Here is a 14,835-nt window from a genome sequence, read left to right on the forward strand (position 1 = left end):
TTTATTAAAGGAGGGTTAGGGAGGATTTAAAATTACTCAGAAATGATTTTTGCAGATTCGATCACAACGTTCTCTAGAGGAACGTCAGCGTGGTAGCCACGGTTACCAGTGCGAACGCCTTTGATTGCATCAACAACATCCATGCCTTCAACTACTTTACCAAATACGGCATAACCCCAACCTTGTGCAGTTTTGCCAGTGTGGTTAAGGAAAGAGTTGTTTTTCACGTTAATGAAGAACTGAGCAGAAGCAGAGTGAGGAGCTTGAGTACGTGCCATTGCAATGGTACCTACATCGTTGCTTAAACCGTTGTCAGCTTCGTTCTCAATCGCATCACGTGTTGCTTTTTCTTTGAAGTTTTCATCCATGCCGCCGCCCTGGATCATGAAACCATCAATAACGCGGTGGAAAATTACGCCGTCATAAAAACCGTCACGTACATATTGCAAGAAGTTAGCTACTGTTTTAGGTGCTTTTTCAGCGTTTAATTCAAGAACAATACGACCTTTATTGGTGTTTAATTCGACTTGAGGAAAACTCATTGTGTAATCTCCTAATCATGGACTAATGCCATGGTTTTTTCTGAATGAAGGAAGCATAAGCAAACTACAATCGACAAGGCAAGCAAAAACATAATTTTCTTTGTTAAAAACATAAAAATCGTATCTTATTTATGCATTGATTTACAAAGTCATTTCTTCGAGATCATGCGTCTTCATAAAGCTTGTCTGACCCTAAGAGCATGCACTGATCTGCTGGCTCAGTCAAAAGCGGATATTTTACGATTTGGTAAGCTATTGTATTTTCCAATTTGAAAATGAACGAATTGAAATCAAATACCTAAGTTAACGGTTGAGAGATCATTCACCTATAGTTAAACTAAAGAACCTTTATTTAGTGAATACAGTTAGACCGCGTGAGCTACTGCATATTCATTAATCCCTTTTTAACTTTAGAAGTGAATGATTAATCATGAAGCCAAATGATGTTGCGACGTCTCTGCCCGACAACCCGACCCAAAATAAGAATGCAGTCGATTCAGCGCAGCAGCAGGAACAACAACCAGGCTTAGACTTTGTACGTCAGGTGATTACTGACGATCTAGCAGCTGGCCGTACCCAGCAAGTGGTCACCCGTTTCCCGCCTGAACCAAATGGTTATTTGCATATTGGTCATGTAAAAGCGATCTGCTTGAACTTCGGTATTGCTGAAGAATTTGGTGGCCTGTGCAACCTGCGTTTTGATGATACCAACCCCGATGCAGAAGAGCAGGAATATGTGGATGGTATTGCCAATGATGTAAAATGGCTAGGTTTCCAGTGGAATGGTGAACCACGCTATGCATCAAGTTATTTTGACCAGTTATATGCATGGGCAATTCAACTGATTGAACAGGGCGATGCCTATGTGGATCTGCAAACTCCGGAAGAGATCAAGCTGAACCGCGGTAACTTTGTAGAGCCAGGTAAAAACTCGCCACAACGCGATGCGACTGTGGAAGAAAACCTCGAGCGTTTCGAAAAAATGCGCACTGGTGAATATGCTGAAGGCGAAGCGGTATTGCGTGCCAAGATAGATATGAACTCGCCAAATGTGCATATGCGTGATCCGATCCTGTATCGTATTCTGCATTCTGCGCATCACCAAACTGGCGATAAATGGAAAATTTATCCAATGTACGACTATGCGCATCCATTATCAGATGCGATTGAAGGCATTACGCATTCACTTTGTACACTGGAATTCCAGGATCACCGTCCATTCTACGACTGGGTGGTGGAAAAAGTTAAATCGCCATCAGTTCCACGTCAATACGAATCTAGCCGTCTGAATGTTGATTACACCATCACTTCTAAACGTAAGCTGCGCAAGCTGGTTGAAGGCGGTTATGTTAACGGGTGGGATGATCCACGTATGCCGACTGTTGTCGGTATGCGCCGTCGTGGTTTCACGCCTGAAGGTCTGCGTGATTTCTGTAAGCGTGTAGGAGTATCTAAAGTCGATGGCAGTATCGTTGATGTAGCAATGCTTGAATATTGCATCCGTCAATCTTTAGAAAATACTGCAGCTCGCGGTATGGCAGTATTGAATCCACTGAAAGTGACTTTAACCAATTTGCCAGCGGATATGGATCTGACTCATTCACGTCATCCAAACGTAGATATGGGTGAACGTATTATTCCGCTCACTTCAGAAATCTATATCGACCATAAAGACTTTGAAGAAGAGCCACCTAAAGGCTTCAAACGCCTAATCCCGGGTGGTGAAGTGCGTCTTCGTCATGCTTATGTCATCAAATGTGATGAAGTGATTAAAGATGCGAACGGTGAAGTGGTTGAATTGAAATGCTCAATCGATCCTGAAACTTTAGGTAAAAATCCTGAAGGCCGTAAAGTAAAAGGTGTAGTTCACTGGGTATCTGCAACCAAAGGTATTCCTGCCGAAGTTCGCATTTACGATCGTCTGTTCACTGAATCTGATCCAGAAACTGGTGATGACTTCCTGGCGAATCTGAACCCTGAATCATTGAAAGTGGTTCAAGCAGTTATTGAGCCTGCGCTGGCTGAGGCAAAACCGGAAGATCGTTTCCAGTTTGAACGTGAAGGCTATTTCGTAGCGGATCAATATGATCATTCAAGCGACAAACCAGTGTTCAACCGTATTCTGGATTTGAAAGACAGCTTTAAACCTGGCAAATAATTTAAGCTAAATCCCTAAAAAGCCCAACTCCGGTTGGGCTTTTTCAATCGTGGCAGGAAAGAATGAATGATTGTTCGTGATAAAAGTAATAGCTTTAGTCTGCTGTTTGCATGGCATGGCACAATTTTGCCTAAAGTTCTGCCTGCCTTGGGGCTGGTAATTTTTCTTTCAGGCTTGCTGGTCTATCTGCGTCAGGCGCATTTTTTTAGCTTTCCTGCAGTGCCGGCCATAGGCTTTACCATCTTCGGGGTGATTCTGTCGATTTTTCTCAGCTTTCGTAACACCGCCTGTTATGACCGTTGGTGGGAAGGGCGCAAGCTGTGGGGAGCGCTGATTGCTACGACACGTCATTTATGCCGTGATAGCTATGTCCTTGATGATCAGTCACGTGAAATCCTGTTGTATCGAATGATGCTGTTTACTCATTTATTACGTGACCGTTTGAGACAGAAGCAGCAAAGTATTCAGCATTACCAGGCCCACACTAATTTTGAAGTTGCTGCATTTGATCAATTGCCCACGCATATCAATGCATCACAATGGGTACTGGAACAAATCCAGAAAGATTTGGTTCTGCTCTATAAACAAGGCAAGATTACAGACATTATTTATAACAATCTGAATCAGCATACAGTGGCTTTAGGCGATATACAGGCGGGTTGTGACCGGATCCTGTCGACGCCGTTACCATTTTCCTATTCGGTGCTGTTGCATCGTGCTGTTTATTCTTTCTGTTTTATCCTGCCATTTAGTCTGGAAGCCAGTCTTGGTTTATGGACTCCGATTCTAGTCGGCCTGATTGCCTATATGCTGTTAGGGTTAGATGAACTGAGTGCGGAACTGGAAGAGCCTTTTGGATTTCAGGATAATGATCTGCCTTTAGACTCTATTGTAAGATTGATCGAACGTGAAACCCTGAGTTCTTTAGGACAAGAATTACCTGAAGCGATTAAAGCTAAAAAAGCTTATTTAACTTAGGTTTAAACTGATTTTATTGAAAAGCTAATCATTAAATAAATTAAATGAAAATCATCTTATTTTTAAATTATTTTTGAGTGGCTGGCTTAAAAATTTTAAAAGCAAGAAACTATGACCCTAGCGATGTTTTAAATGATTGCCAAGATCTGGGCTATTGTTTTTAACCTGCTCATGTAGCTCACGATATTGCTCTAAACGTTGTTTGGCCTTGTCACGTAGCTTTTTCTTGATATAGAGAGCTAGAGCGAAACAGGTGGTCGTCAAGGTCAGGAAAAGGCTATTCATAAAGCTCATCATGGAGCTGATATAACCGATCGTCGTCAGGCGATTCATCATCTGAATGACTTGTGGGCTGCTTTCTACACCAGTGATTGCCCAGGTACAGAGATGTTCACAATTATTGATAATCAGGTGATAGTTATTTTCATGCATTCTGGAACGCATACGACGAACCACTTTACGGCCTTTGTATTTTGCTGAGGCATAATACTGGATCTGAATCGGTTTGCCGTTGCTGAATTTCTCAATTGAGGTGATTTCAATTGGATGCTTTTTAAATAAATGTGCAAAACCAGAATAGTGGATGACACGACCACGCCCGGCATAAATCCCGTGATGAGTATAACCGAAATGTTTAACCATAAGATGCGCACCTATGGGAAACCGTTTAGTTCGCTGCATGTAAAGATTAAGCCATTTAATAACAAGTGTATTTTAAACAGCAAGTGTACTGTTTTTTTGTGAATTAATCGATGTTTTAGGGTTCAATTCTATCCAGAATTCGTTGTCTAGACAGTCATCTTTAAATTTTTCGAACTTTATAAATGCTGTATGTGAACTGATTGAGGCAGATCTTAAACTATAATGTCTAAATAGCCTAAGCAAATATGAAAAGTCATTTATCTGCATATTTGAAAAGAAATAAAGATATAGACACTTAGGTTTAGATAGAAGGAGTAGGTTCCACCTGATTAAAAGCAAAGAAGGGTAGGCAAAAATCCAAATGATAGATATAAAAAAAGCATTTGCGTATGCAAATGCTTTTTATCAAGACCTAAGCTGCTTATTGCAGCGGCAGGTGCTGAAGTTCATTGAGTTCTTTACGGCTATAACCGCGAGAAGCTAGAACTTTTTTGATTCCGATAATGATATCTTCATCAGTTGCTTTAGACAGTGCTTCAAGGAGCTGTTCATTTGTCTTGCAAGAGCAATCATTTTCAACACAAGCAATCTGGTTCTTGTGTTCATTTTGTTGTTCATCTGAAAACAACTTCTGCCAGAAACTCATAGAGCCTTCATACACAACCTAACATAGGGTGAAATATATCCAATTTAATAAATAAAGCAATAGGACCTATGTGATAAAAGCAGCAGTCAGTATTTCAAATTTTCGATTGCAGAAGACATTTTGAACGATATTATTTGATTGAAACAAGATAATTCATGCATAAGTTACTAATTTTATATATAAAAAATGGAGCTAACAAAAGCTCCATTTATGTAACAAAAAAATAAATTGAAACAATATTTTTAGCGTTTTTCCAGCAGTACTCCAGACTCTACATGGTGGGTATAAGGGAACTGGTCGAACAGGGCAAACTTGGTAATTTTATGGGTTTGGGACAATTGTTTCAGATTGTCGTGTAATGTGTCCGGATTGCAAGAAATGTAGATGATTCGTTCAAAGCGCTGTAGCAGTTTCAGTGTTTCATTATCAATCCCTGCACGTGGGGGATCAACAAATACCGTATCAAAGTCATAAGTTGACAGATCAATATTGGCTTCTTGCAGACGGCGGAAAGTACGTTCACCATTAAAAGCTTGCGTAAATTCTTCAGCAGATAGACGTGCTACCTGAATATTGTCGATACCGTTCTGCTCGATATTCCATTCAGCCGCATACACAGATGACTTGGCCAATTCAGTTGCCAATGCACGACGGAAACGGGTAGACAATGGCAGGGTAAAGTTACCATTGCCACAATACAGCTCTAACAGATCTTTGTCAGATTGCTGCGCGGCATTACATGCCCATTCCAGCATTTTCTGGCAGACTTGCGCATTCGGCTGGGTGAAGCTGCTTTCGATCTGTTTGTACTGATATTTACGGTCAAATACAGTGAGTTCTTCTACGACAAACTCATCGCTCAAGACAAATTTCTGGCCACGGCTACGACCAATCAGCTTGATCTTCAATTTTTCAGCCAGTGCTTTAGCTGCAGGTTCCCAGCTTTCATCCAGTTTACGGTGATAGATCAGGGAAGCCAGTACTTCACCTTTTAGTGTTGCTAGAAAGTGGACTTCAAATAGGCGGTGGCCTAGAGTTGCATCGGCTTTGAAGGCTTCTAGCAATTGCGGCATTAAGTCATTAATACTGCGGTCAGCCACAGGGAATTCATCAATACGGATCACTTTCTTGTTATTGTTCTGATCACGTTCAAACATGGCATAGAACAGGTCATCTTCAGTATGCCAGATCCGGAATTCAGCACGCATGCGATAGTACTGTTCAGGCGACTCAAATACTTCAAGGGCAGGTGGTTGATATTCGGCAAATTGCGCGCTAATGCGTCCAACTTTGACATCCAGTTGTTGCTGATAAGATGAGGTCATATGCAGTAAAAAATCGCAAATATTTTGAAAGCCAAGATGGTAGCAAAAATTTGCTGTTCTGCCTAAGGCTATTCAGGGAAACAGGCTGGAAAAGCTGTTAAAAAAAGGCCAAATCTTCAAAGGGGAGAGATTTGACCATAAGAGGAAAGGGATTAAAATAATTTAAGTACTAAAGCTGTTTATAGGCCTGACATGGTCATGAGACTAGCATTACCACCTGCAGCTGCGGTATTGATACTGATTGCATGTTCAATCACGAAACGCTCCACTGGAATCTCATAATTTCCAGAGCTTAAATGCGTGATACCTACAATAGCTCCTTGTCGTCTTGTAATACGTTGCTGCAAATCCATCAATGCAGTGGTCTCGCCATGATGCAGTACAGCCTCAAAATCAGCTGATTCAATATCTTTGATAACTTTAATAGCTTTCACCACACTCGCGGGCATGCTTTGCAGATACTTGAGTATAAAAGTATTGTCTGCGAGTACGGCCGGGCGGCTACCAACCGATAAGATCGCCAAGATTTGCTGAATCTGATCCATATCATTTTCTGCTAGAGAGAGCACACTCTCACGCGGCAAGATCATGTACTGGTTTTCTTCACCCGTTGGACCTTGCAGGCTAAAGCTATGTCCCGTTGCAATCTGAGCAGGAGCTTGCAAAGAAACCCGTGGAAAAGTCTTGCTTACCCAATCCTTAAAATCTTGCGACACCGGATTTTTAAGTAGTGCCTGAGCAGACTGCATCGCATAAGGCTGAGCCAGTTTCTTCTCAGACACCTGATGCATTAAACGGTAGATGTAGAGTGGACCCCCGGCTTTAGGACCAGTTCCAGACAGACCTTCACCACCGAAGGGTTGTACACCCACCACAGCACCGACAATATTGCGGTTGATATACAGGTTGCCGACATGTGCTTTGGAAATCACGGTCCGCATGGTTTCATCGATCCGGGTATGTAGGCCCATGGTTAGACCATAACCTTTGCTGTTGATCTGATCCAATAACTGTGACAGTTCACCGGCTTTATAGCTAATCAGATGCAGCACTGGACCAAAGACTTCACGTTCCAGATCATTCAGGTTTGGCAGCTCAATTAAGGTTGGTGGACTAAACGTCCCTTGAGCCAAATCGGAAGCATCTTGATTAAACATCAGTTGATGAACTTTATGACCTTTACTGCGCATCTGATCAATATGTTTCTGGATATTCTGCTGGGCTTCGGCATCAATCACCGGTCCGATATCCGTTTTGAGTAGAACCGGATTACCGACACGTAGCTGCTGCATGGCTCCTTGTAGCATCTTACGTACGGTATCCAGATTATCTTCCTGTACGCAGAGCACACGCAGGGCAGAACAGCGCTGACCAGCACTATCAAAAGCTGAGTTAACTACATCTAGCACAACCTGTTCGGTGAGCGCTGATGAATCTACGATCATGGCATTCTGACCACCAGTTTCGGCAATTAAAGTGACGCTTTCGCCAAACTGATTCAGTCGTTCTGCTACGGTCTTCTGTAGAATTTTTGCTACTTCAGTGGAACCGGTAAACATGATGCCTTGGATACGGGAATCTTGGCTGAGCTGAGCACCAATGGTTTCACCACGACCCGGCAATAGCTGAAGGACATCCTGCGGAATACCTGCTTCCCAGAGAATTTGCACGGCTTGCGCGGCAATTAACGGGGTTTGTTCAGCTGGTTTGGCGATGACTGTATTACCAGCAACCAATGCCGCCGAAATCTGTCCGGTAAAGATCGCTAACGGGAAGTTCCAAGGACTAATGCAGAGTACAGTTCCTAAAGGCTGAATATGTACATCATTAGACAGGTCCAGCATCTGGCCAGCATAGTAGCGTAGGAAGTCAATCGCTTCACGGACTTCCGCAATCGCATTTGCATAAGTTTTACCGGCTTCACGAGACAGTAGAACCATCAGTGGTAACAGACGCTCCTGCATCAGGTCAGCGGCTTTATTGAGACAGGCTGCACGTTCATCCTTCGGCAGATTACTCCAAAAACTTTGTGCATTTACGGCCTGAGTCAGGGCAATTTCTGTCTGTTCAGTGGTGGCTTCATATACGGTGCCGACCACATCTTGATGTTGGGCAGGATTGATAACCTGTATAGCGTTGCTAGTATTTAGTTCTGAAAATGCAGTACCCATCGCCGCAGCCTGGAATTGGCTATTCGCCAAGTCAGTTGCAACTTCATTTAAGGCTTGCAGGTCTGCGTCATTGGCCAGATCCAAACCGGACGAATTTGGACGCAGAGCACCGTATAAATCTTTTGGATAAGGAATCTGCGGGTGTTTGGCACCTAAGGCATTTTCTTGTTGAGCTGCTTTTAAAATGGTTTGACGCGGATTCTCAATCAGGTCTTCGACTTTTAAACTCTTGTCAGCAATGCGATTGACGAAAGAGGTATTCGCGCCATTTTCTAGCAAGCGACGAACCAGATAGGCCAGTAGGGTTTCATGGTTACCGACCGGCGCATAGATCCGGCATGGAACACCAAGTTTTCCAGCCGCTTTATCACCTACCACATTTTCATATAGCGGTTCACCCATGCCATGCAGACATTGGAATTCATATTGACCAGCATAATAGCGGTCTGGATTAGCGAGCTGATAAATCGTGGCAACAGTCTGCGCATTATGTGTCGCAAATTGTGGGTAAATATAGTCCGGCTCTGCCAGTAGTTTACGTGCGCAGGCAATATAGGATAGGTCAGTATGCACTTTACGGGTAAATACCGGATAATCAGACATACCTTCGATCTGGGCTTTCTTGATCTCGCTATCCCAATACGCACCTTTCACCAGACGAATCATCAGGCGTTTCTGGCTGCGTTTAGCCAGATCAATGATGTAATCCACGACATAGAAGCAGCGTTTCTGGTAGGCCTGAATCACAAAACCAATGCCTTTCCAGTTATTGAGTTCAGGTTCAAAACAAAGACGTTCTAAAAGCTCTAAGGAAATTTCCAGACGCTCAGTTTCTTCGGCATCAATATTCAGGCCGATATTATAGTTTTTCGCCAGAACTGCCAGATTTAGAACTTTGCTATACAGTTCATCATTGACGCGGTCCATTTGCGAGCGCTGATAACGTGGATGCAGTGCAGACAGTTTGATGGAAATACCGGGACCGTTATAAACATCCTTATCTGTTGATGCCTTGCCGATGGCATGAATGGCGTCTTGATAGTCCTGATAATAACGCTCCGCATCTGGATCGGTCAGCGCTGCTTCACCAAGCATGTCATAAGAATATTGGAAACCTTTATCTTCTAGTCGTTCTGCATTTTTCAGGGCTTCATCAATAGTTTCGCCAGTGACAAACTGCTCACCCATCATGCGCATTGCGACGTCCACCGCTTTACGGATGATGCCACGGCCACTACGTGCTAAAAGACCGGTTAATAAACTCGACAAGCTTTTCTGCTGTGGTGTTTCCATCAGTTTGCCGGTCAGCATCAAACCCCAGGCTGCAGCATTCACGAACATCAGTTGGCTTTGGCCGAGATGTTCTTTCCAGTTGCCCTGATTGATCTTGTCGCGGATCAGCAGGTCACGGGTTGCTGTATCTGGAATACGCAGTAAGGCTTCTGCCAGACACATCAAGGCAATCCCTTCCTGAGAAGAGAGCGAAAATTCCTGAAGCAATCCTTGTACGATACCGGCTTTACCACCAGAGCCTTTACGCTCGCGTAGGGAATGTGCCAGATCAAACGCCAGGCGCTGAATTTTATCTGTCAGTTCTGAAGAAATTTCACTATGTTCCAGCAACGTTTCCACGCATTCGGATTCGGCGCGTCGCCATGCGGTATTGATGCGCTGTTCGTATTGGTTTTTATCCTTAAATTCAGCAATGTAATTCGATTGCTTCACTGCATTCGAGTGCGAATTCGGGCGTATTGTGGTGGACATAGTGACTTCCTGTACTGCGTCAATCGGTTCTTTGAGTTGAATGAGTTTTAATCTATAATCCCAAAATAATTGACGAATATCTCACTATAGTTTGTATCATTTTTAGAGAATAATTCTAATGAATAGCCCTTATTTAAGCCTTGACCGAATAGATATTCGCATCCTTGATTTGCTGCAGTCTGAATCGAAAATTTCCAATATTAAACTGGCAGAGATGGTGAATCTTTCACCAACTGCGGTACTGGCGCGTGTACAAAAACTGACTAAGGAGGGATTTATTCTCGGTTATGAAGCGCGACTTAATCCAATTATGCTGAATAACGGTTTTGTAGTCTTTGTCGAAATTCTGCTGGATAAAACCACACCGAATGTGTTGGAAGAATTTTCCGAGGCGGTACAGCATATTCCCGATATCGTGGAATGTCATATGATTAGTGGTGGCTTTGATTTTGTAGTGAAAATCCGCTGTGCCAATATGGATGAATTCCGCAAAATCTCTGGTGATATTTTGTGGCAATTACCGGGGGTAAAGGAAACCCGTAGTTATCCGGTCATGGAAGTGATCAAGGAAACCCAGCAGATCAAGCTGAAAATGCCGGCTAAAGCCAAGGTATAAATTCAGACAAAACAAAAGGGACATAAAGTCCCTTTTTAATTTGAAATAGAAAAATTATTTATTCATTTCAGCCATTTCTTTCTGATATTCGGTTTTTGCCAGTTCAAAACGATTGACGACATCGTGACTTGGCGCTTTATCCAATAGACTCACAATTACAATGCTCAGCACTGCCAGAATAAAGCCCGGGATAATCTCGTACAGACCGGTATCACCCATATAATTTTTCCAAGCAATTACGGTTACAGCACCGACAACCATTCCGACAATCGCGCCGTTGAGGGTCATACGTTTCCAGAACAGTGAGAAAATGATCAAAGGACCAAAGGCAGCGCCAAAGCCAGCCCAGGCATAAGCCACCAGACCTAGAACTTTACTGTTTGGATTGATGGCCAAGGAGATTGCAATCAAGGCAATCACAATCACCATGCCACGACCCACCCAGATCAGTTCTTTTTGTGAAGCATTTTTACGCAGGAAGCCTTTGTATAAATCTTCAGTCAGGGTGGTCGAGCAAACCAGTAACTGACAGCTCAATGTACTCATAATCGCAGCCAGAATTGCCGCTAATATGATGCCTGCAATCCAAGGGTTAAACAGGATTTTGGTCAATTCCATAAACACGGTTTCAGGATTCTGGTTGACGATTGCAGCAGCAGGAAGGTCAGGATTTGCTGCAAAATAAGCAATCCCGATATAGCCCGCCGACATTGCACCCACCAGACACAGAATCATCCAGGTCATGCCGATCCGGCGTGCAGTAGGAATAGTTTTGACCGAATCTGCCGCCATAAAGCGCACCAGAATATGTGGCTGACCAAAATAGCCTAAGCCCCAAGCCAAGCTAGAAATAATCGCGACAAAACTTAGGCCTTCCAGCATATTGGATGCATGTGGACGGGCAGTTTCCAGTAGGGTGCCCACCTGTTGAGCGTTATCACCCAATGCCAGATAGGTAATGATGGGTGTAATAAGCAACGCAAAGATCATTAAGCCAGCCTGAAAGGTATCGGTCCAACTGATTGCCAGGAAGCCGCCAATACACACATACAGAATCGTGGCCACTGCACCGAGCCAAAGTGCTGTCGTGTAATCCCAGCCAAACAGGCTTTCGAACAGACGCGCACCTGCGACCATACCGGAAGCACAGTAAATTGCAAAGAACACCAGAATCACAATGGCTGATAGTAAGCGTAAGATTCGTTTCTTATCCGCAAAACGGCTGGTGAAATAATCAGGCAGGGTCAGAGCATTGTTCTGAAATTCAGTATGGGCACGCAGACGGCCAGCTACCAGTAACCAGTTCAGCCAGGCGCCAATAATCAGGCCAATCGCAATCCAGACTTCTGACAGACCGGAAAAATAGATGGCTCCGGGTAAGCCCATCAGCAGCCAGCCACTCATGTCGGATGCACCTGCGGAAAGCGCAGTCACTACACTGCCCAGACTTCGCCCACCCAGAATATATTCATCAAAATTGGATGTCGCACGATAGGCATATAAACCGATCCCAATCATGGCGACGATATAAAACATAAAAGTAATCAGTGTTGGGTTAAGCGAGCTCATAGGCAGAGTATCCTTAAATTTTGAACATCATCATCCGGGATGATTTTTGAACTGCATTCACAGGGCAGTGATTCAAACATGGTTTAAAAATTACACTCTGTAACAGTTGAGCAGCTTTTGTGTATATTTTATGTAAATTAAGAATTTTCTCATATAAATGAAGAATTAGTAGAGGGTTATAAAATACAAAGTTACACATGGTTTTGGAGAAAAATAGGCAATTTTAATAAACAGTTAAATTCATTGAACTTTTGTATTTTAATTACACAATTTTACAAAAATAACAACAATCTCGAATTAGACATATTTTGTTTCAAATCCTGCTTAAATCACTTCTATTTGTTTTTAGGGCCTCTCTTCATAGTGAATGAATGCCATTCTGAATGGTGCATCATTGCTAAGAGTAATATGACATGGACAATATGTTGCAAATAGAATCAAGTCGAATTGAACAGGATTTATTGGGGAAAAAACAAATTCCCCAGCACAGCTATTATGGTATTCATACCTTGCGTGCGATTGAGAATTTTCAGATCTCAGGTCTGGCAGTAGGTCAGCAAGCACACTTTATTCGCGCATTGGCGCAAGTTAAAAAAGCAGCAGCACAAACGAATTTACATTTTCAGAAAATATCAGAACAACAAAGTAGTGCTATTCAACAAGCCTGTGATGAATTGATTCATCAACCTCAGGACTGGCAGGAAGCATTTCCGCTTGATCCTTATCAGGGTGGAGCCGGTACTTCTATCAATATGAATGCAAACGAGGTCATTGCAAATCGGGCACTAGAATTGCTCGGGCATCGTAAAGGCGATTACCATATCCTGCATCCAAATGATCATGTGAATACTTCACAATCAACCAATGATGTCTATCCCACGGCACTACGTCTAGCGACTTATACACGTCTGGATGAACTGCTTCATGTACAAAAATCGTTGATTGATACTTTATATAGCAAGGCATCAGAGTTTCAGTATGTGATCAAGATGGGGCGTACCCAGTTACAGGATGCGGTTCCAATGACACTGGAACAGGAATTCCGTGCTTTCGCAACCTTATTGAAAGAAGACCTGAAGCTGATAGAACAAATGCGTCAGTTATTGCTGGAAGTAAATTTGGGTGCGACCGCCATTGGAACCGGCGTGAATACTCCAGATGGTTATGCCAAACATGCAGTACAAACTTTAGCGAAAATTACTGGCCTACCTTTAAAAGGCGCGGAAGATTATGTCGAAGCGACCAGCGATTGTGGCGTGTTTATTATTCTGTCCAGTAGTCTTAAACGTCTGGCTGTTAAGTTGTCCAAAATCTGTAATGACTTGCGTCTTTTAAGTTCTGGCCCGCGTACCGGTCTGGCGGAAATCCGTTTGCCAGAATTACAGGCGGGTTCTTCTATCATGCCAGCTAAGGTCAATCCAGTTATTCCAGAAGTAGTCAATCAGATTGCGTTTCGCGTGATTGGTAATGACCTGACTATAACGATGGCAGCAGAAGCAGGACAATTACAGCTGAATGTTATGGAGCCGGTCATTGCAGTATCTTTGAATGAATCCATCCAATTATTAACTCAAGGTATGCAAACCCTACAAAAAAAATGTATTGCCGGGATTCAGGCCAATGAACAGAACTGTTTAAATGCTGTAATGCGCAGTATCGGGATTATTACCTTACTGGAACCACTTTTAGGTCATGCCACTTGTGATGAAATTGGCAAGCAATGTATTCGTGAAAATAAAACTGTACCCGAAGTGGTGCTGGAGCTGGGTTTATTGAGTGAAATTCAGCTGGATGAAATCTTTGCCTTTGAAAATCTGGTTTCAGAAGTCCCAATGATGAACCAATGGGAACAGGTATCCTGAAAGTTTAAGGATGAGTCCAATATAGACTCGTACTGATTTTAACCATTTGCCTCAAATCCCGTCTGTGGGTTTGGGGTATTTTCATCTAGACTATATCAATGACACAATGAATTGAGTGCATAGCATGTTTGATAAAATCAGTAACTTATTTAAATCAAATAAACCTGATCCGGCTCAGATTTTTCTGGAAGAGAATCATATCCAATATGTAGAAGGGATCGGCTATATTGTGGATAGGATTAATTTAAATGAGGAGCTGGGCGAGCGGCTGGAATATTTGTCTAACCGACGCATGAAAACTTTTGATGATTTAAAAGCGCTTTATTCGACTGCAATGATCATTAATGAAAAAATTGATCTGGAAATTGCCAATCAGCGTTTTAATGCAAGATTAGGAAATACTGAAGAAAACCTGCTGCAATTTAAAATGATTGTGAAAAAGTTAAATGACTATTATCGTAACTTTTTACGTGATAAAAAATAACTGAATCATAGGCTGATTTTATCCTATGCAGTCAATCTGTAACGACTGCATAAAAATAACGAAATAGCACCAGATCAT

General features: G+C 42.7%; 11 protein-coding genes. 5 read left to right on the forward strand and 6 right to left on the reverse strand.

Features of this window, described 5'->3' with window-relative positions:
• Positions 1-32: 32 nt before the first annotated feature.
• Positions 33-542, reverse strand: a complete 510-nt coding sequence (locus FTU01_RS03715) for a peptidylprolyl isomerase (protein ID WP_004786097.1) — start codon at positions 540-542, stop codon at positions 33-35.
• A gap of 430 nt (positions 543-972) precedes the next feature.
• Here FTU01_RS03715 and FTU01_RS03720 point away from each other — a divergent pair, with 430 nt between their 5' ends.
• Positions 973-2,700: a glutamine--tRNA ligase/YqeY domain fusion protein gene (locus FTU01_RS03720; RefSeq protein ID WP_180138184.1), complete on the forward strand. Its 1,728-nt coding sequence runs from the start codon at positions 973-975 to the stop codon at positions 2,698-2,700.
• A 66-nt stretch (positions 2,701-2,766) separates the two neighbouring features.
• Positions 2,767-3,678 (forward strand): bestrophin family protein, encoded by a 912-nt coding sequence (locus FTU01_RS03725; RefSeq protein ID WP_166136623.1) that lies wholly within the window; start codon positions 2,767-2,769, stop codon positions 3,676-3,678.
• A gap of 117 nt (positions 3,679-3,795) precedes the next feature.
• Here FTU01_RS03725 and FTU01_RS03730 read toward each other — a convergent pair whose 3' ends face one another.
• The 4 genes from FTU01_RS03730 to putA form a co-directional block, all read right to left on the reverse strand.
• Positions 3,796-4,359 carry a lecithin retinol acyltransferase family protein gene (locus tag FTU01_RS03730; protein ID WP_125278319.1) on the reverse strand — a complete coding sequence of 188 codons (564 nt, stop codon included), beginning with the start codon at positions 4,357-4,359 and terminating at the stop codon, positions 3,796-3,798.
• A gap of 382 nt (positions 4,360-4,741) precedes the next feature.
• The gene (locus tag FTU01_RS03735) at positions 4,742-4,966 is read right to left on the reverse strand and encodes a hypothetical protein (protein WP_004786091.1); all 225 of its coding nucleotides are present in this window, start codon (positions 4,964-4,966) and stop codon (positions 4,742-4,744) included.
• Positions 4,967-5,208: 242 nt separating this feature from the next.
• A complete protein-coding gene (gene trmA / locus FTU01_RS03740; protein ID WP_180138186.1) occupies positions 5,209-6,291 on the reverse strand; it encodes a tRNA (uridine(54)-C5)-methyltransferase TrmA in 1,083 nt (360 codons plus the stop codon).
• A 179-nt stretch (positions 6,292-6,470) separates the two neighbouring features.
• Entirely contained in the window at positions 6,471-10,226 is a 3,756-nt protein-coding gene (gene putA / locus FTU01_RS03745) for a trifunctional transcriptional regulator/proline dehydrogenase/L-glutamate gamma-semialdehyde dehydrogenase (RefSeq protein WP_180138188.1), read from the reverse strand.
• Positions 10,227-10,344: 118 nt separating this feature from the next.
• Between putA and FTU01_RS03750 the strand changes: the two genes are divergently transcribed.
• Positions 10,345-10,842 carry an Lrp/AsnC ligand binding domain-containing protein gene (locus tag FTU01_RS03750; RefSeq protein WP_004786082.1) on the forward strand — a complete coding sequence of 166 codons (498 nt, stop codon included), beginning with the start codon at positions 10,345-10,347 and terminating at the stop codon, positions 10,840-10,842.
• A gap of 54 nt (positions 10,843-10,896) precedes the next feature.
• On the opposite strand, the gene putP is transcribed toward FTU01_RS03750, so the two are convergent.
• The gene (putP, locus tag FTU01_RS03755) at positions 10,897-12,411 is read right to left on the reverse strand and encodes a sodium/proline symporter PutP (RefSeq protein ID WP_180138190.1); all 1,515 of its coding nucleotides are present in this window, start codon (positions 12,409-12,411) and stop codon (positions 10,897-10,899) included.
• A 413-nt stretch (positions 12,412-12,824) separates the two neighbouring features.
• Between putP and aspA the strand changes: the two genes are divergently transcribed.
• On the forward strand, positions 12,825-14,273 hold the full coding sequence (aspA, locus tag FTU01_RS03760) for an aspartate ammonia-lyase (protein WP_180138192.1): 1,449 nt from the start codon (positions 12,825-12,827) through the stop codon (positions 14,271-14,273).
• A gap of 124 nt (positions 14,274-14,397) precedes the next feature.
• On the forward strand, positions 14,398-14,757 hold the full coding sequence (locus tag FTU01_RS03765; RefSeq protein WP_180138194.1) for a hypothetical protein: 360 nt from the start codon (positions 14,398-14,400) through the stop codon (positions 14,755-14,757).
• Positions 14,758-14,835 lie beyond the last annotated feature (78 nt).

This window comes from Acinetobacter sp. YH12043, from assembly GCF_013419915.1.
Classification (GTDB): Bacteria; Pseudomonadota; Gammaproteobacteria; order Pseudomonadales; family Moraxellaceae; genus Acinetobacter.